The following is an 18624-nucleotide window of genomic DNA, read 5'->3' as shown; positions in this document are numbered from 1 at the left end:
TGCTTTGTAACATTTATAACTCGTCTTCCTGACCAAATCAGTTGTTATACATCCTTGTATCATTAGGACAAATCTGGTTCAGATATTGTGTGGCTGATTCTTTTTGCTGTATTTCATAGGCATTATGAGTTTTTGCGTTGGGTTGAATGCCCGTACCCATTTTTATATTTATATAATAACTTATTTGCTGCCTTTGTATTGAAGCGGACGCAGTGGGATAAGAAGGGGATGTGTGTGTTGAACATGATAATAGCCCACAACGAGTTGTCTGTGAGGCCGAACTATGGGTTGTTGCGAACGATTCGCTTGGCGTCGTTATTTCGGTTTTCTGTTGAGTTATAACAAACCAGTCGTAGCCGTGCAAGGTGGTGAGGTGTGCCGCTTTTAGCAAGGTAAAGTCGTGCACCTTTTGTTTTGATAGCCGGCTACTTTTATAGCTTAGTGCAAATTGATCTGGTGCAAGTTGTTGCTCACTGTAGCCACGCACACTGGAGTTTGAATTGTGGCTGTTGGCACACGCAGTTAACGTTAAAATTAATATTGTAATCATTAAATATTGCATAAGTTCTCCTTGTTATTGCCAGTTGCTGCTTCGGGCATGTTGCTCTTGGCTGCGATCAAGCGGCTGCCCTTTCAGTGTTTCATCGATATAGTTATCTAACTGTGCATCATGGCTTGCCATGCTATACGACTGCTGGTTATGATTTATTAGCGGGCCTTGTGCATTCATTTGCCATTTTTTTTGCTGTTTACAGGCAATCATAGCTTGTTGTGTTTTTGCTTTAAACACAGTGTATTGGCGGCAAAACTCACCGTTATTATTAATGAAGCTTAAATTTGCTGTAACGGCTAATGACTGATCAATATTGGCTTTATCACCACTTAATTGTTTCTCCAGCACTTGTACTATTCGGCTGTCTAATTGCAGCTGTTCTTGCTGCATATAACTGACCAAACTCACTGTACAGGCAATAGCAACACTGGCGGCTATGGCAAGCTGTTTTTTGCTCGATGTTTTTAGTTTTTGCCAGCGTGAAATTTCAACAACGTTGCTGTTTGGTAAGTTATTGATTGTGTTTGCTAATGAGTGACTCAGAGGCAGATTATCAATATGTTGTGCATGTTGTTTTACTAACATGTCGACTTCGCTTAATTCGGCAAGACGCAGGGCCAAATCTTCTTGCTGAGCTATAGCATGGCGAACTTGTTCCATTTGCGTTTCGCTCAACTCATTATCTAAAAATGCATTGAGTGTTTTATCATCAATCATCATGCGTTCTCCTTGCTAAAATCGGGCTTAATGAGTTGATAAAGGGCACTGCGAGCACGAGATAATTTACTCATAACAGTACCAACGGGAATATCGAGTATGCTAGCTACATCTTTATATGCCATCCCTTGCACTGCCACTAAAGAAACAATTTCTCGTTGTTCGTTGGGTAATGATGTGAGCGCATTGTTCACTCGTTGAAGAGTTTGGGTATCGGCTAAATTATTTTGCTCATCGTTGCTTGCAGCTTCGTGAAGTTGGGGATCGTTTACAGATTTTTGCCTTACTTTTTGCGAACGATACTCATCAATCCATACATTTCTGCATACTTTAAACGCCCATTTTAATGGCTCTATATTATCGGGTAGCCCTTTTACTAGCAGTTTTTCTATGGTTATTTGTACTACGTCATCCGCATCGGCTTGATTCCCGGTTAATGAGTATGCAAAACGCCTTAATGCCGGTAATAACTGTGTTATGGTATTAGTCATATTATTTTCTCCTTAGTGAGGTAACGTGTTGCATTGCATTTTATTCCAAAATAATTGCAATTTATTTTTAGCTAAAACGTTATAACGATATTGCTCACTTTTAAAAAGACACCTTAACATGAATATGAAATATGTTTTTTTCTGCTTATTAGTTGGCTTGGCCCACACTGCCGATGCTGAATTAATAAAACCCATTAGACCTATAATTCAACAGGTTGAAATTCCGATTGTTGAGGTTAAGCGGCATGTAGAGACGCTAGGTACGTCATTGCAAGAGCTGGAATTACTAGAGCAAGCTAGCCAAACTTTAGCTGCATTACCGCCTACTTTAAATGTGCTAAATAGGGCAAAACAAACGGTGTTTGTTGAAGTTGAAGTGGAGCAAGGCTTTAGAGCTATTGAGCGTGAATGGATAATATTAGCAGATCAAAAACATCAACTGACATTAGATAAAATTGGCGCAACGATTTTAACTCGAACATCGTATGACGCGCTAAATTTAATTTTATTGCGTTTTGTGGTGCCTGAAAAGTATGACTCTAAAGTACAGCTACTTAAACTCTTATCGTTATCTGAAGATGCGTTAATTGGCCGAAATCATATTTACCAAGCACAGTCGGGCATGGGCGTGTCAGACTCACAAGGCAAGCATATGCCATTGTGTGATCAAGCGGTGAGCGTGGGAATGATTGATAGTGCCGTTGCTGTAGCGCATTCGGGGTTTGCTCATACCACAATAAAAGTGCAGTCATTTTTGCCTGAAACTATAGAGTCGCCTAGTTTACACGGCACTGCTGTAGCAGGGGTGATGGTAGGGAAAGAGGGCTTACTTACTCCATTGTTAAACAAAGCAACCTTGTATAGTGCGGCGGTTTTTCATCGTCAATCAGATTTTTCACAAGGGGCAACGCTGATTGCTATTGTTCAAGCGTTAAATTGGTTGGTGGCAGAAAATGTACCCGTTATTAATATGAGTTTTACCGGCCCAAATAATGCTATTTTAGCTGCGGCTATTAAAACCGCTCACGCGAAAAAAATAACTCTGGTTGGTGCTGCAGGAAATGCAGGACCTGCTGCACTCCCTCTGTATCCGGCAGCATATAATAATGTCATCGCTGTCAGTGCAGTGGGTCACTTAAATACCGTGTACCGTTGGTCGAATAAAGGGGAACATATCGACTTTTCTGCACCAGGGGTGAATGTATTAACATTAAATGGCGCCGGTGGTACTGGGCGAGAGTCGGGAACGTCGATGGCTGCACCATATATTAGTGCGGCTGCGGCGTGCTTAGCCGTTGAAGGAAAAACACCGCAACAGATTTTTACTCAGCTGGTGCAACGTGCTGTAGATGCCGGTCAACCCGGTAAAGACCCTGTATTTGGTTATGGGATCATACGCTCGCTTAAAATTCAGCCTTAAGCGAGAGACTGGTGACACTTTGAGTATAAGTATTACTTGATGTTTTAGAAGAGTAATCGCCATATTCGGCTTCTGCGACAATGCTGATCGAGTCAATCACATTAAGTTGCCAAAATGCATTGAATACATTACGTTTTTCATCTCGTGATAGTGTGGGTTCTGTAAAAGAGGCAGGGTTGGTTTCATGGTAATCTTTATTGTTATAGCTCCAGCCTATACCGGCTTCGTTTGATAAGTTAAGGGCCGTAAACTTATGGCTTAATTTGGTATTTATGCCATACCCTTTGAAGTCGTATTGCGAGTCTTCAGCTTGTTCTTTTTCTATTTTTGCGCCAATTAAAAGCAAGGTGTTCCCTTGATTCATAAAGTAGTACAGGCTTGAATTAACCCCAACATTGTTAGAGTCTCGCGCAGGTTGCGTTAAAAATGTTTTAGACGCGGTGTTAAGTGAAGCACGAATGTAGGTTGTTGCAGAAATAAAGTGACCAGCATAAAGGCTCGCTTGGTTTAAGCGTAAAAATGTCTCGTTGGCGACTTTTGCTGTTGCCCCATCGTAGCGAATACCGAAATCTGTATTACCTCGTTTTACATTACTATCTACACCATATTGATGCAGGGTAAGGTCATATTGATCTAACGTTTGGTAGTTTACTTTTTCATATCTATAGCTTGGGGTGATTTTAAATGTATCGCTAAACTTTATATTTGAACTCAGAGCCAGTGATAGCGTATTGCCGCTATCACTTTGCGACGAAATGACATCGAGCTCTTTAATAGCCAAATCAGAATTGTTGGTTAAACCTACTTCAGCCACAGCGCTGTAGTCTGATTGCAACGCTAGTGTATAACAACTGGTTGAAAAAGCGCTGATCAAACTTAGTTTAAAAAATAGTTTCATGATCCCTCCAAAGGAGGCCGGGTATTTACCCGGCTCTGTGCGGTTTAAAGTCCTAAACCAAGGTTGTTTTGAATATTGTTTACCACTTCGGTTGTGGTTGAGGCGGTTACTTGATCGGCCACTTGTTGGCTGACACTACTTGAGATAACTGAGTTTACATTTTGCTCAACACTGCTTTGTACTAACTCGGTAGTACCTTGCAGTACACTGTCTGCGACGTTGCTTTGTACTAACTCGGTAGTACCTTGCAGTACATTGTCTGCCACGTTGCTTTGTACTGTATTGTTAGCGGTTGAGTTAAGCTCTGTAGTGACTGCATTTGCGGCATTAAGTTGCGTTTGTAGGAGTGCATTGACCGGTTCACTTATCTGGCTCACAACCTCAGTGGTTGAGATGCTTTGCACGGTATTTACGGCCAGTTCTGTGGCATCGGTGCTGACGTTATCGAGTGTATCTGTAAGAGCTGAAGAGGCTTGGCTTACTGTGTCTGTGGCACTATTGATAGTGTTTAAAGCCGTGGCAGAGTCATTTTGTTCAATATCAGTTTCGGTAGATGCTGCTATTTCAGTATCAGTACTTGCCTGAGCATCGGTATCTTCTGTATCAGTTGTTGGGGTTAAAACAGAGCTAGACACTTGAATATTACTTGAGGTTTGTACTGAGCTAGTTTGTAGCTGTGCTGATACTTGTTGATCTGTTGAAATACCGACTTCGATTTCTGCTGCATAAATGGAAGCGGTAAAACCTGTTGTTGTTGCGATACACATTGCAATTAATGTTTTGTTTAGTTTAGTCATTCTATTTTCCTCTCGTTTGTGCGAATTGACATAAAGGTAACGAGCGGGAATGTGATTTATTCCAAAAAAATTAAAGAATAATCATGTTTTTTTAAATTTTTGTTTTAGTTGGGTTAATTTTTATTGGGGACGGATATGTAAACCTTATAAATATGAGCTTGTATTAATGATTAAAAAGTAACGGCTTGATTTTAAATAAATTACCACAATTAATATTTATATGGGTGTTTTAAACGTTGTTAAAATGGATTTATTAGTGGGCGTTGATGCAAAGTATGTGGCGATTGTATTCGTTGTTGTTGCTTTTATATTTGTATTTTTAGGTATGTTTAAAATGATTTTTTTGGCAAAAAAGATGTCGAAGGGAGCATTTATTTTTTTAGCGTTTTTTCCACTTATTTCATTATTTCCGATACCTGGTGAAGAAGTAAAAAAGCTTGAGAAAATAAAACAGGTACAAATAAAAAAAGAAGATGAAAGCGGCGACCCAGCAGATGATGACTCTAAAGCATGCTAACAGGCATGACTAAACGCTTTTTGAATACTCTTATTAAACGGTGTTATCACACCTAGCAAAACACCCACCTTGCTAGGTGTGATAAAAATAAATGGTACTTTATGCCTGCTCGTCAACAAAGCGAAGTATATCACCTGGTTGACACTCTAAATGCTGACATATGGCATTTAACGTTGAAAACCGAACTGCTTTAGCACGCCCAGCTTTAAGCACCGATAGGTTTTGAGCCGTGATGCCAATAGCTTGTGCCAGTTCACTTGATTTCATTTTTCGTTTAGCGAGCATGACATCTAAATCAATTATTATAGGCATTTAGATCACCAGCGCTTGTTCTTGCTGTAATTGGTGTGCTTGTTTCATAATCCAACCAATAACGAAAATAATTAACCCTGCAATTAGGCTAATTATATCGGTATCGCTAATTGAAACTACACGCTTGAGCTCAATGCCATCTATCGCTGTGATTATCGTAAACACCAATGCTGGAGCGATAGCGACCATGACAAACTGAAACACTAAAATAGCGCCTAACCATGAAAAGCATTGGCTATTTTTAACACTAAAAAATACCCCTTGCTGATACAATCTAAATAAACGAATTAAAATACAATTAATACAGATTAAAGGCAGTATTTGCATTATGCCTAACCACAAAATAGGGTTGTAATTATTGCTACTAAGTCGCTGTGCTGCGTGTTGCCATGAACCACTTACTTCAAGGCCAATCCACATGTTTGTCCCACTTGCACTGTTGTAACTTAGAAGTGGCGTATTACTGAGTATTACCATCGTTGCACTTATTAAGGTGATCGCTAAACCAAGTATTAGCAAAGCTAAAATGAGGTTACTCATGTAGGTTATTTTTTTCATTGTTAGTTACTTTTAGTTATTTGAGATAATAATACAGCATATTTTTCGTTTAGTTTATCGCCTTTTAATGCATTACCATGATGCTTATTTTTGGCGATATAGAGCTGTTTTTGTTTTGAGTTTGAATTTGTGTATAAAATCTTTGCTAACGAACTCGGTGTTTGTTTATCGTTTTCACCGGTCATTATTAATAATGGTGCTTGGTATTGCTTTACAACCGTTAGATTGTTGATGGCCGTTAATTCATCAGAATAAGTTACGGTTACAAATGGTTTTGCATACCAAGGAATAAGTTCGCTCATCATGTTACTTACATTAGTGACACTGCCCTCTAATACAAGTGCACTAATCGGACGCTTTGTCGCTGTGTAGCCTGCAATCATGCTGCCTAAAGAGTGGCCATGTAAAATAATGGGGGTATTGCTGATAGTTTTATTTTGGCTGGCAAAATCATAAATGCTCAGCGCATCCTGCTTTATATTTTTAATCGTTGGAATGCCTTCACTTTGCCCATAACCACGATGGTCAACCATTAATACATTAACCTGTAAGCCGAGTAAAATTTCTGCGGGCTCTGCACCGTGACGATGAATTGTAAATTCGTTACCACCAAAATATATAACGGTGGCTTTGGCATTATCAATACTTATAAATGTGCCGCGTAATATAGCACCATCGTGTGCTTTAATGTCGACCGGTATTATTTGTGCTGAGTGGTTAATTTGGGTGAGTGCACTGAGGTTAATATTTTTATCGGGTCTTATAAAATGTGATTCTTTTAAATTAATAGTGGTACAAGCAGTTTGGCTTAGCAATAACATCACTAATATAGCTAAAGTTAATAAGGGTTTCATATCTATATCCATTAAATTAAAACACTAACATGCCATAAGGGTGAATATAAAACAATAATAAATTACCGATAAACGATAACTTGTTATTGCTACCCTTTAATTTAAACGAAATGAAACACATTTTAAGCCATTGTTTTTAAAGCCTTTAGTTGATATTTATGTGCTGGCAGAGCGATGAAAAGCGTAACAATAAACGCCATAGTGAAAGCTGTTAAGTACTATGTGCCAAAAGAGCACATAGTACTAAGGGGTATTGGTAAGGTAGGTTTAGTCTTCGGGACCTTTTAAAGTAAATATTAAATGCTTACGCATATTTTTTAACACGACCCCTTTTTTCATTAATGCTGCACTTAAGCGTTTTTGCCATTTTAATAAGTCGGGATTTGCTGCTGCTAATGCTTGTTCGTTTTCGAACTGAAAACACAATAATAAAGAGCCTGGAAACAAGTGGTATTCAACATCAAACCAGCATTGCAGCATGCCGGGGATTTCGGCTATTGCTTGTGCTTCTAATTTATCGGCAATATTAAGCACAAGTGCTTGTTGCTTTACTTGCACAGCGGAAAGTTTTTTCATTTTTAGTCCAACTTGGGGTTAGGGCCTGTTGATTTTTCAGGATTAAAATTTGTGTAATGTGGAGGCGGTGTCATCATTAATCGATGTTGAGACCTAGCGGGTTTAGTTTAACGTTTTTGCGCCTTTTATCTAGCTATATATATAGCTACAAGTAACTAATTGCTTGTCCTACACACCTTAATAAATACAGTAATAAGCCAGCATTATACCTAAGCTTAGTACTAAGCAACAATGCTAAGACTAACGAATAATAAATGAAGATAATGAAAGTGTAATTTAATGTGGTTTATTTTTACTATTTAGTCAGGGTCGTTGTATTATAAATATTCGTTTTATGCATTTATAATAATAAGAGCCAAATGAAAATATTAAACATTTTATTAATACTGCTTAGTACTTTAATTGCCAGTTTTAATGTCTACGCAGCGAAAAGTAATAAATTATTAATACCGGGTGAAAACCATAAAATCCCTGCCATTTTAACGCTACCACAGCATAGTAAAAACCAAAAATTACCCATTGTTATTATGTTGCATGGTACCGCTTCGCAAAAAAATGAAGTGGGTGACCTTTATGTAAAATTAGCACAGCGACTCGCTGCGCAAGGTATTGCCTCTGTTAGGTTTGATTTTATAGGGTCGGGGGAGAGTGATGTTGATTACCGTAAGTACAATTTAAAAAGTGCAGTAAGCGATGTCGTTTCGGTTTATCAATTTATTAAATCACGCAGCGATATTAATAATAAAAATGTACATTTAGTGGGGTTTAGCCAAGGGGGATTAATTGCCCAACTTAGTGCTACAACAACCCAGATCCCGTTAGTATCTATGGTGACTTGGTCGAGTGTTGCAGGCAATGGGGTAAGCAGTTTTAAAGCTTTTTTTGATCAATATTATCAACAAGCGATTGATAACGGATATGCCGAAATAAAATACCCATGGTTATCGCAGCCATTAAAGTTTGATAAATCGTGGTTTGAGCAAGTTGCTGCTAATAGTAGTTTAACCGATATGGCAAACTATAAAGGGAAGCTTTTAGCTATTGCCGCACAGGCAGATAAAACGGTACCTTGGCAAAATTCAGTGGCATTGATTAAAGGGGCCAAGCAAGCGCAATCATCTTTATATGTGATAAAAAATGCAAACCATATTTTTAATGTATTAAGCGAAAATGATAAACAAACACAAACAGCGGCTGATGAGTTACTAGGGATAACAACTTATTATTTGTCTGAGCAGGTCAAGTAGTTTTTTGTTTTACCTTGTTTACGTTGTATGTATAAATTAATCCCCTCATTTACCGGGTGTAGCTAATAATGAAAAATTGTTTAGTGTGTAGTGTTATTGCATTATTTTTATCGGGATTTTATATTCCCCAATCGGACGCTAGTGCACCTAAAAGTGGTTTTAATATTACTGTTTTAGGTGCTAAAGGCGGTATTGAAGACGGTAACTTAACTTCGTTTATGATTAGCCCAGTAGGGGATGAACGTGCCGTTTTATGTGATGCTGGCACCCTCGTAAATGGATTACGCATTGCCAATGAAAAAGGGGTGTTTGATAATATAGTGGTACCTAAGTCGTCGCCTTTAAACAAGGTAGGTTATGTTTTAACTGAGCATATAAAAGGGTATTTAATTAGTCATGCTCATTTAGATCATATAGCCGGTTTAATCATTGCATCTCCCGATGACTCAGCTAAACCTATTTATGGTTTACCCGCTACAATTGCCACGATAAAAAACACTCACTTTAATTGGAAGTCGTGGGTTAATTTTGCAGATTCAGGCACGCCACCGGTGCTAAATAAATATAAGTATGTCACCTTAAAGCCATTAATGACGCGCGAATTAACAAATACGAATATGACGGTCACCGCATTTCCTTTAAGCCATACACAGCCATCGACTGCATTTCTAATTAACAGTAACAATGCGAGCGTGTTATGTTTTGGTGATACGGCACCTGATAGCATTTCAAACACAGATGCGCTATTAACCGTATGGAAAAAAGCGGCAGAGAAAATTAAAGCTGGGGCATTAAAGGCCATTATTATAGAAAACTCATACACTAACGATAGGCCTGATCATTTATTGTTTGGACACTTAACACCGCACCACTTAATTAAAGAACTACATAAATTAGAAATGTTAGCGGGTGGAAAAGGGTCGTTAGCAGGTTTATCGGTGATCATTAGTCATATTAAATATGCTTTACAAGCAAAGAGTACTGCTATAGAAAACACTATTTTAAACCAGCTTACTGAGCAAAATGATATGCAAATAACGTTTATTATTCCAGAGCAAGGGCAGCGCTGGGTGTTTAATTAGCACTAAAAAAACACCCTTTGAAAAAATACAAAGTTACAGATTAAAAGTAGTAATAAAATCTTTTATTCGGGCTGCGTTTGCGCCTTGATCACTACGTCCTACTCTTGATACGCTGCGAATATCAATACGGCTTTGACGTATTAAAGGTGTAATAACAACGACGATATCATCTTCAAAGGCAAATATTTTTGTTTTTGCTGTTGCTTCAAATCGCAGGTTTTTTGGATCTTCTATCACAATATCCCATCCTTTATCTTTTGCAATTTTAAGTGCTTTGTTAAACGACTCTATAGAGCTAAGATTTGTTAAAATGGGCGCAATATCAGGGTATGCTTGTTGTTGGATTTTAGCTGTTTCTTCACCGCTATACACTAAAGAGTTTTTTGCACCAGGGCGAGAGTCATCAAGAACCAAAAATAGCGGTGGGTTAAGTGTATTGGTCGTTATATCGTGAATAGCCGGTGCGCGTTTTTTTGGTTTTACCAAGCTATATAATGTTGGCGATAAAAGAGCTAAACCGATAAAAGTTGCGAATACAGTTTTAAGAATCCCCTTTCGATTTTTATTTTTTAAATTATATATAAGCCCAAGCACACTAAAGCTAAAAAGGGTGTAAGCGATAGGGTTAAGGTAGTTTCTAATATAACCAAAGCCAACAATAGGTGGCCAAAAACCTAAACGAGCGCCAAACATCATAGTAAAAATAACTAATACAGCCACAATGCTAGTAAAAAATAATAGCGTTCCTGTACGAGAAGAGGGTTGATTCATTATTCTGTCCTTTTATACTAATGTAACTAAGCGGTTTCAATTAATCGCCGCTTTTAATAAATATAACTTTATTAAAATGAGGTAAAAGTTATGACTATATTTGAACAAACTTTAAATTCAAACGGGTTAAAAACTACCGCTATGTTAGCATGCTAACTATGGGGGAGCAAAAATATAAATTTCATTTACTGTTGCATTCGGCTGATTTAATTCAAGAGTATTTAAGAGTTAAATTACTGCCATTTGGTTTAACGCCTAATCAAGCTCGAGTTATTAAAACTATAAATTTAATGGGGAATATTTCTCAGGTTGAACTTGCTCGCGAATTTAATATTACTCCAGCAAGTATGAGTACCATGACCTCTCGTTTAATTGCGTTAAATTTAATTAAAAGCCAGAAGGATGCAAAAAATGCAAAACGTAATTTGCTTCGCTTAAGCTCAAAAGGGCATAACCTAGTTAATGATATAAGCCAAGTATGGCAAAGTGTAGACGAATATATAGAGCAAAATATAGGCATTGAAAATACAACGGCCTTGGCTGAGCTTAGTGAAATGTTAAGGGACTCATTAGGTGGGCGAATGCCTGAAAAAAGAATGAAAAAATGATCCATCCTAAAATTAAAAGCTTGATGTAAAATAGATAGGGTATTTTTTCGTGTCTATTTTTCACCGAGCTTTTTTACACCGTTACGCAGACATTCACTTTAACCCTCCTTACCAATAACGTCCGCCTTAAGCATTTGTTCAACTATTACAAAAAAGTTGCAATAAGGGGCGTTTGTTGTTGTGCTTCTATATCGATAATTTTAAAACTGTTATTATGCAGGAATAAAAGTTTAACAGAGCGTACTTATGATTAACGATAACGATATTATTGATACCCTAGAAGAATTAGAAGCCTTTTTACTATTAGTTGATAGTGGCGGTTTAGGGCTTGATAACGTAACGGGTGTAGCCCTTGCAACCAATAATAGTAATGGTAAACCGTTTGTGGCGGTCCTTGATAATAACCATCAGCTTTTACTAGGACGCTGGGTCACCCAGTTTGTATTTGATAATGGTAAAGACTTAGTGCGTAAAGGGGCAAAAAAGCGACACTAAATTTTTACCATAACAAAAGGCCACGTTAATCGTGGCCTTTTTAGTGACATTTTATAATTAGGCGTTAAACGCTTTATTTATTAAATGCATAATGTATTTATGGTGCGCTTTTACAGCGTCATCGGCTAGCCAAGGAGTACTTTTATCGGCTATTTGAGTGAGTTGATAAAGTGCGGCTGTTTTAGCTAAGTTATCGTATTTACTCGCTCTTTCTAACCCTGATATTGCAATAAGTCTATTTACATATTCAATTTGTAAGTTATGACTGATTGAATTTGCATTCGCATCGGCAACAAAAATACTTGCTGTTAACTTCTCCATAAACTCGGTCAGGCTGTATTCATTACCATAAATAGCTGAATCAGAAATACGTAACATAACAGCAGGGTGTAGTAAGTGTGCTAGCACTGATTTTTGCATACCTAAAATCATTTTATGGGGTTTTGGATCTTCGTTTTTACCAAAGTGATCAAACCCTCTGCGCTGTGCTTGCAAGTAGTTATATAAAGGCTGCATATTTTGTAACACGTTAGGCGCAAATACATAGCTTGAAAGAATGTTCATCGCCTCTCTTTGTCGCTCTGCTGGTACTGGAGTAAATGGTTTATCTGCATTTTTGTCACCAACAACAGCACGCTCTACGTATACCCCTCCTATTTGTCGGGCCACAATACCTGCCTGAGTACGATACTGGCCAAATAAGCTGTTTGTTGTGGTAACCAACTGCTGATAAGACTCACCAGCTACAGTGGCATTGTCTTTTAATTGACTAAACAAATGATTAATCAGTGCCATTCTATCAGCGCCATACGCAGCAGGATTTGATGATAAATCGCCAATCATTATACGCGGATCGATATGACGTCCAGGAGATCGCATATCGTCTGCATCATTACCAAAGGCCAGTGAGTGCTCGCTTGAACGGGCTAAAATTTTATTAAGTCTTGTTTGCTCTTCACTATCGTTATCTAAAGGTGTGCTGTAACCATAATTTATTGCCCAATCATCGTAAGGGCCAGGTTTTGTTTGGAAAATATCACCTTGTTTCATCCCTACAGGCGCTATATTCGCTGGGGCATAATCCATGACTGAACCTGTGACTATACCTTGAGTTTTATTTTTATCGTGAACGTCTTTTTCGTTCCATAAAATAGACGATTTCATATTATGATTTAAGCCAAGAGTATGGCCTACTTCATGAAGTACTAATTGGGTGAGTCCTTGGCGTAGCATTTCTTTATCGGTAATGCTGGCACCTGTCGCAAGGCCTTTTGCTAACATTATATTTTGTTGAATTTCATGCCCTAGCGAGCAATTTAATGCATCGTTGTGGCTGTGGCTCTGCGCGTCGCTACTAGGTGTATTACCTTGGGTATAAAAGCTGTCGTAAAACCAGCGATTTTTCATAAATACAAACTCAAGCATAATATCTGAGCCGAGTATTTCACCTGTGAGCGGGTTAGCTAAAGCAGGGCCATATCCACCAAAAGGCGGTTTAGGTGAAGAAGTCCAACGCAAAACATTATAGTTTATGTCACCCGCATCCCATGTAGCATCATCAGGCTGAATTTTTACTTCGATGGCATTTTTAAAGCCAATTTTTTCAAAAGAGGTATTCCAGGTTAAAACCGCATTTTTTATAGTATCGCGCCACTGTACTGGTGTTGTGTTTTCTATCCACCAAGTAATCGGTTTTATTGGCGCAGACAAAGCGGCGGTTGGATCTTGTTTTTGTAAATCCCAACGCTTAATAACATCTGTGTAAGGTGCCCAGTCGGTTGATAACATTTGATCAAATTGGTTTGTAAAATAACCGATACGAGCATCATCTAAGCGAGGTTTGTAATTATTATTGGGCAGTGCTACAAATGAATGTTGTAATTTTATAGATACATTACGAGGGTCACTAAGTGCTTTAGAACCCCTTACACTTGGGTTGCTGTTACTAAAGACATAATCAACAACAACATCTAAGTTATTTGGATAAGGACGATGTTTTATAATACGTGATTTTTTATCGTTTAATTTACCTAACTTAAAACGCTTTTTTGCGTTTTTATCATTTGGGTTATTCCAAGGTGTTACTTTATGTAGGGCTTCACTTAAAAAGAGTTTATCGACATTAAAGGCTATCTTTCCTTCTTCTTCTTTTTCTATTTTTATACTGGCAAGCACCGCTTCACTAATATTGGCATTAGCCGATTTTGCCATAGCACTGTTGCTATCGAACTGATAGCGTGGTGTTTTACTTATTATATCAATGCGGTCAAAGTACTTTCTAAATTCGATTAATTTTGTTTCTCTGTAAGAGCCTCTGTAGTGTCCTGCATCAGTAACACCATCAACAGTATGAGCAAAATAAACAAACGGGGTGTTTAGTTGTGATTGTGTAATCACCAGGGTGTGCTTACCGGTTTTGTCATCTTGATAAAGATTAAAAAGACCTGCAAATTCAGTTTTATTTTCTAATATTTGGCTTAATGTTTTTGTTTTTTTTGTATCGTTTTTATCTGCGGCATATGCACTCATATTAATGAGTGCAAGGCTCAGTGCAATGCTTAAAGCGGGTAATTTCATGTTAGTTCCATTTATTTTTTTTTAAAGTGTATCTGAACACATGTAATTAAAGTGATTTAAGCGTTAAATTTGGGTTTTTTAGCGATAAAAAGAGATATTTAGCAACAAATTATATTTTTTACCAGTGATAATTAGCTGCTAAAACGATATTACGGGGTTTACCGGGAAAGTAACGATCACCGGTAAAACTGGTGTAATCGGCACGATCTGCATAAGCCGTGTTAGCGACATTGTTTATTCGCGCACTTAATGTAAACCGGTTATTTAATTGCCACGCTGCGCGCAGGTTTAATAGGTTATGGCCGGCATAATTGTGGCTATTTTCTGCATCGGTAAAGTATTGACTAACATGGTGCCATTCTAGGGCGAGAGTGGCGTTATCTGTTGGTTGCCAGTTAAGTTGCATATTGGCAATATTTTTTGGTGCGGTGTCTATCATGTTGCCATTAATGTTAATGCCCGACAATATTTGATTGTAACGGTAGCGGTGATTGGCATGGGTGGCACTGAGCGCGAATTGTAGTGACTGGGTTAGCGGGTAGTTTATTTCTAGTTCAATACCTTGGTGCTCGGTTTTAGCATCGTTTATGGTAAAAAAATCACTATCGCGAAAGATAACGTTGTCCTTTTTCATTGAATAAGCACTTAGTACGTAATTTAGTTGTTTAAATTTGCCTTTAAAGCCTAGCTCTAGGTTATTGGCGGTTTCAGGGTTTAAATCAGCAACACTTTGCTCACGTTGTAGTTGATATAGTTCACTTGCTTGCGGTGCTCGATAGCCTTGCGATGCATTTGCATACACATAATGGGCGTTATTTATTTTATAACTTAGGCCAAATTTGGGTGATAAATTACTAAATTTGTTATCACCGCTAGGTGGGCGCGAGTATCGACAGCCGCCAAAGCTGCATTGCGTACCGTCTTCTTTAGTACGCCCTGTTAGCATATTGTTTGTGTATTGATAATTGAGCTGCTCAAATCGGGCACCTACACTTAATTTAAGTTTTTGCCACTGCCAATCAATGCTCATAAAAGGGGCTAATAATATGCTATTAACGTCGTAATCGTAATGTTTACCTTGGGGGACGGTTGCCACTAAAAAATCCGACCCTTCGGTGGGCTCATTTTGGTACTGCAAAAAATCGGCGCGGGTGTATTCGCTATCTAACCCTATATTTAAGGCAATGTCGGTGGTGTAATTATAGTGCCACAGCGATTGCATCCCTATTCCGTTTTGGCTGTTTTCTTCAAGCGGTGTGCCAGGTAAAAAATGTTTAAAAAACGTCATTTTTTGACTGCGTGCGTAAGGGGTTATTGTTAGTGTGCTTTTATCGGTTTGCCATACTGCTTTTGACCACACCCTAAACGATTGAGCTTTACGAAATGCATTAGGATCAAAGTTTGCTTGTGCTGTTTCGCTATTTTTATAACTTTGGTATCCAGTAATAAAACCTGCCGTTTTTTGATCTAAATTGGTATAAGTCAGGCCAGAATTTAAAGTGAAGTTTTGCTGATTGTAGCGATGGCGAAGATTGAGTTTTTGTTGCTTTACGCTTTCGTCATCGCGATAGCCGGTATCGTTAGTAATACTGGCATTGAGACCAATTCCTTGGTTGCCCATATCTTTACCGGTTCTTACTTTTACGCGACTATAGCCGTAAGAACCTAACTCAAGCCCTAGTTGATGTTCGTTGTATGTGGTGTCGGGGGTTATTACGTTGATAACACCATGCATTGCATTTGAGCCATACAAAGCAGAGCCTGGACCTTTTAATACTTCTATACGTTGCGCCATTTCGCTATGTGCTTCAAACAGCTCGTTAATATTACAAAACCCAGCTGCGCGTAAAGGAATACCATCTTCGGCGGTTAATATCGCACCGCACGCGCCCGCACCAGAGAGCACAGAAGAGCGTAATGCTGGTAAGTATTCTTGACCATTGCCGTGTTGTACATTGGCACCGGCTACCTGTTTAAGCACTTGTTCGATATGTGTTGGGGCAATTAAATCCAACTGTGCTTGCTCAATACTACTAACAACCACAGGTAAAGGGGTTGAATTAACGGTAGTGCGAGCTGCGGTTGTTGTGATGCGCTCCATACTTTGTTGGGGCTTTGCATGTACTGCATTTATGCTTAGTACCAAAGGGATAAAAAAAGATAAATGCATGGTATTCCTTATAAATTAATTAACTTTCATAAAGTAGCAAGTCTAAAACTTGGGGGCAATTAATTGTCTCATTTAGCGAGCAAAAAAACTGTACTTATTCTTTGCATATAAATTGCGGAATGTTTGCTAATTTGCCTACTCCTATTCTCATTTTCAAATGTTAATGTAATCACATGTGATTCTTTAAGCTGCATTAAGCCGCTGACAGAGTGTTTATTATCGTTTTAGGGTTTGTGATGGTCAGGCTTTTTTATATTTTAATATTAGTACTGTGTACGCAGAGTATATTACCTGTTTATGCACACCATGGCAGTAGTGGGCAATTTGATACCAGTAAATCGGTCTCGTTGTCGGGCACTATTACCAAAGTAAGGTTAGTCAATCCTCATGGTTATGTTTATTTCGACGCTTATTCAGCCCAAGGTGAGGTTGTTAATATGCGTTGTGAGCTGCAATCGGGTTCGTTGTTAAAGCGTAAAGGCTGGACTGCATCATTGTTTGAGGTTGGTCGTCGTATCGAAATTATTGGCTCGCCCGATAGAAACGATCCGAGAACATGTTATATGCGTTCTATTACGTTTGAAAACGGTGTTAAAGCTAATCGAAATAGCGAATTTAACGCCGACGGACACTTAAAAACAAGTGCCATGAAATTAGCCGAAAGCTTTGCACAAAGATCGCTTGAGCTTGCTGATGGTTCGCCTAATTTAAATGGTCATTGGGCGATGGTTAGACCTACAAATGGTCGCCCTGGCGGCGGTGGCGGACGAGCAAAGTTAACCAATGCAGGTAAGGCTGCGATTGCGAATGCTTCGTCTGAGGCAAACCCTCGATTTGAATGTAAGCCGACCAATATTATTATGGATTGGTGGTTTGATTTAATGGTAAACGCTATTGAGCAAACAACGGATAAAATTGTTCTCAAATACGGGTTTATGAATTTACAGCGGACGATTTATTTAGATGGGACGACTAAACCAAGTGATTACCAGGCTAGTCGAGCTGGGTTTTCAACTGGGCATTGGGAAGGTAAAACATTAGTTGTAACCACAACTGGGTTTGATGAAGGTTGGATTATGGCCCCTTTATCAATAGAAAAACCACCTAAAGGAATGGGTGAGCGCCCACCCGGTCCGCCTGAGGGGGAAAAACCACGAGATGGTAAATTAAACGATACAAACACTCGCCGAGGTCCACCTGGAGGGCCTCCATCACCGGCGAAAAATAGCGAGCAATTAACGGTTGTTGAACGTTTTACCCTTGATAGCGAAGGTAAGGTACTCACCCGAGAATATACATTAACCGATCCTCTTTATTTACAAGAGCCAATGACTGGTTCGGATAAAGTACGCTTTACAACCGATGAGTTTGAAGATTATGCGTGTGATGATCTAACAGAAGAGCGTTCTCATAACCATGATGAGCATGATGAGCATGATGAGCATGATGAGCATGATGAGCATGATGAGCATGATGAGCATGATGAGCACAGTGCTAATTTTGCTAAAACGAAGACAATGAAAATATTAACAACATTAGAGCACTCGGCGCTGGGTGAAATAATTTCTAGCTCGCAATGGGGGTACCCAATAGTACTGACTCTTCATGCTATTGGCATGGCTGTTTTAGTTGGTATTTCATTTATGTTAGCTATTAGGGTTGTTGGTTTTGCATCACAAATAGTACCTGCTTCTTTGTACCCATATTGGCGAGTTTCTATATTAGGACTTATTATTAATTTACTCTCAGGTACTGCATTATTTGTATCAAGCGCCACAGAGTTATTTTTTAATTGGGCTTTTAGAATCAAACTATTATTGGTTGTTATTAGCTTTTTATTAACCCTTTGGTTGGTAAATACGGTAATAAAACAGGGTAAGCCAGTCAGGTCTTCTCATCGTAAATTAGCTGTTTTCACCCTTGTTTTTTGGACTGGGGCAATTATTGCTGGGCGTTTAATTGGCTATATGTCGTAAGGAAA

Annotated in this window: 19 protein-coding genes; 7 read left to right on the top strand and 12 right to left on the bottom strand. The window is 38.6% G+C overall.

Translation table 11 applies throughout. The features are described 5' to 3' along the window. Nucleotides 1-37 precede the first annotated feature (37 nt). The 3 genes from J8L70_RS02405 to J8L70_RS02395 are packed head-to-tail and all read right to left on the bottom strand — an operon-like array spanning nt 38 to nt 1761. A complete protein-coding gene (locus J8L70_RS02405) occupies nt 38-562 on the bottom strand; it encodes a hypothetical protein (protein WP_211053874.1) in 525 nt (174 codons plus the stop codon). A gap of 12 nt (nt 563-574) precedes the next feature. After that, entirely contained in the window at nt 575-1273 is a 699-nt protein-coding gene (locus J8L70_RS02400) for a DVU3141 family protein (protein ID WP_211053873.1), read from the bottom strand. Further along, on the bottom strand, nt 1270-1761 hold the full coding sequence (locus J8L70_RS02395) for an RNA polymerase sigma factor (RefSeq protein ID WP_211053872.1): 492 nt from the start codon (nt 1759-1761) through the stop codon (nt 1270-1272). The genes J8L70_RS02400 and J8L70_RS02395 overlap by 4 nt, the downstream gene beginning before the upstream one ends. 118 nt (nt 1762-1879) lie before the next feature. On the opposite strand from J8L70_RS02395, the gene J8L70_RS02390 reads away from it, so the two are divergent. Beyond that, the gene (locus J8L70_RS02390; protein WP_211053871.1) at nt 1880-3181 is read left to right on the top strand and encodes a S8 family serine peptidase; all 1302 of its coding nucleotides are present in this window, start codon (nt 1880-1882) and stop codon (nt 3179-3181) included. Here J8L70_RS02390 and J8L70_RS02385 read toward each other — a convergent pair. Both J8L70_RS02385 and J8L70_RS02380 read right to left on the bottom strand, forming a co-directional pair. Further along, on the bottom strand, nt 3165-4079 hold the full coding sequence (locus J8L70_RS02385; protein WP_211053870.1) for a surface lipoprotein assembly modifier: 915 nt from the start codon (nt 4077-4079) through the stop codon (nt 3165-3167). The genes J8L70_RS02390 and J8L70_RS02385 overlap by 17 nt on opposite strands. A 44-nt stretch (nt 4080-4123) precedes the next feature. Next, complete coding sequence (locus J8L70_RS02380; RefSeq protein ID WP_211053869.1) at nt 4124-4876, bottom strand: hypothetical protein; 753 nt, start codon at nt 4874-4876, stop codon at nt 4124-4126. Between the two features lie 244 nt (nt 4877-5120). Between J8L70_RS02380 and J8L70_RS02375 the strand changes: the two genes are divergently transcribed. Next, entirely contained in the window at nt 5121-5393 is a 273-nt protein-coding gene (locus tag J8L70_RS02375; protein ID WP_211053868.1) for a hypothetical protein, read from the top strand. Nucleotides 5394-5492: 99 nt separating this feature from the next. Here the strand turns inward: J8L70_RS02375 and J8L70_RS02370 are convergent, their stop codons facing one another. The 4 genes from J8L70_RS02370 to J8L70_RS02355 form a co-directional block, all read right to left on the bottom strand. After that, nucleotides 5493-5705, bottom strand: a complete 213-nt coding sequence (locus J8L70_RS02370) for a helix-turn-helix transcriptional regulator (RefSeq protein ID WP_211053867.1) — start codon at nt 5703-5705, stop codon at nt 5493-5495. Next, nucleotides 5706-6263: a DUF2975 domain-containing protein gene (locus J8L70_RS02365; RefSeq protein WP_211053866.1), complete on the bottom strand. Its 558-nt coding sequence runs from the start codon at nt 6261-6263 to the stop codon at nt 5706-5708. Nucleotides 6264-6265: 2 nt separating this feature from the next. After that, on the bottom strand, nt 6266-7117 hold the full coding sequence (locus J8L70_RS02360; protein WP_211053865.1) for an alpha/beta fold hydrolase: 852 nt from the start codon (nt 7115-7117) through the stop codon (nt 6266-6268). A gap of 267 nt (nt 7118-7384) precedes the next feature. After that, the gene (locus tag J8L70_RS02355) at nt 7385-7693 is read right to left on the bottom strand and encodes a hypothetical protein (protein WP_211053864.1); all 309 of its coding nucleotides are present in this window, start codon (nt 7691-7693) and stop codon (nt 7385-7387) included. A 359-nt stretch (nt 7694-8052) separates the two neighbouring features. Here J8L70_RS02355 and J8L70_RS02350 point away from each other — a divergent pair, with 359 nt between their 5' ends. Both J8L70_RS02350 and J8L70_RS02345 read left to right on the top strand, forming a co-directional pair. Beyond that, a complete protein-coding gene (locus J8L70_RS02350) occupies nt 8053-8940 on the top strand; it encodes an alpha/beta fold hydrolase (RefSeq protein WP_211053863.1) in 888 nt (295 codons plus the stop codon). A 68-nt stretch (nt 8941-9008) separates the two neighbouring features. Next, entirely contained in the window at nt 9009-10022 is a 1014-nt protein-coding gene (locus tag J8L70_RS02345; protein ID WP_211053862.1) for a 3',5'-cyclic-nucleotide phosphodiesterase, read from the top strand. A gap of 33 nt (nt 10023-10055) precedes the next feature. Here J8L70_RS02345 and J8L70_RS02340 read toward each other — a convergent pair whose 3' ends face one another. Beyond that, nucleotides 10056-10793, bottom strand: a complete 738-nt coding sequence (locus tag J8L70_RS02340; protein WP_211053861.1) for a DUF1499 domain-containing protein — start codon at nt 10791-10793, stop codon at nt 10056-10058. A 158-nt stretch (nt 10794-10951) separates the two neighbouring features. Between J8L70_RS02340 and J8L70_RS02335 the strand changes: the two genes are divergently transcribed. Together J8L70_RS02335 and J8L70_RS02330 are read left to right on the top strand one after the other, a co-directional pair. After that, complete coding sequence (locus J8L70_RS02335) at nt 10952-11401, top strand: MarR family winged helix-turn-helix transcriptional regulator (protein WP_211053860.1); 450 nt, start codon at nt 10952-10954, stop codon at nt 11399-11401. 246 nt (nt 11402-11647) lie between these two features. Beyond that, nucleotides 11648-11896, top strand: a complete 249-nt coding sequence (locus tag J8L70_RS02330; RefSeq protein ID WP_211053859.1) for a hypothetical protein — start codon at nt 11648-11650, stop codon at nt 11894-11896. A 57-nt stretch (nt 11897-11953) separates the two neighbouring features. On the opposite strand, the gene J8L70_RS02325 is transcribed toward J8L70_RS02330, so the two are convergent. Together J8L70_RS02325 and J8L70_RS02320 are read right to left on the bottom strand one after the other, a co-directional pair. Then, nucleotides 11954-14473: a zinc-dependent metalloprotease gene (locus J8L70_RS02325; protein WP_211053858.1), complete on the bottom strand. Its 2520-nt coding sequence runs from the start codon at nt 14471-14473 to the stop codon at nt 11954-11956. Between the two features lie 118 nt (nt 14474-14591). Then, nucleotides 14592-16643 (bottom strand): TonB-dependent receptor, encoded by a 2052-nt coding sequence (locus J8L70_RS02320; RefSeq protein WP_211053857.1) that lies wholly within the window; start codon nt 16641-16643, stop codon nt 14592-14594. A gap of 236 nt (nt 16644-16879) precedes the next feature. On the opposite strand from J8L70_RS02320, the gene J8L70_RS02315 reads away from it, so the two are divergent. Further along, nucleotides 16880-18619: a DUF6152 family protein gene (locus J8L70_RS02315; protein ID WP_211053856.1), complete on the top strand. Its 1740-nt coding sequence runs from the start codon at nt 16880-16882 to the stop codon at nt 18617-18619. Nucleotides 18620-18624 lie beyond the last annotated feature (5 nt).

Source organism: Pseudoalteromonas sp. MMG010 (genome assembly GCF_018100905.1).
Classification (GTDB): Bacteria; Pseudomonadota; Gammaproteobacteria; order Enterobacterales; family Alteromonadaceae; genus Pseudoalteromonas.
Note: the sequence above shows the minus strand (reverse complement) of the source record. Positions and strands in the feature narration are given on the sequence as shown.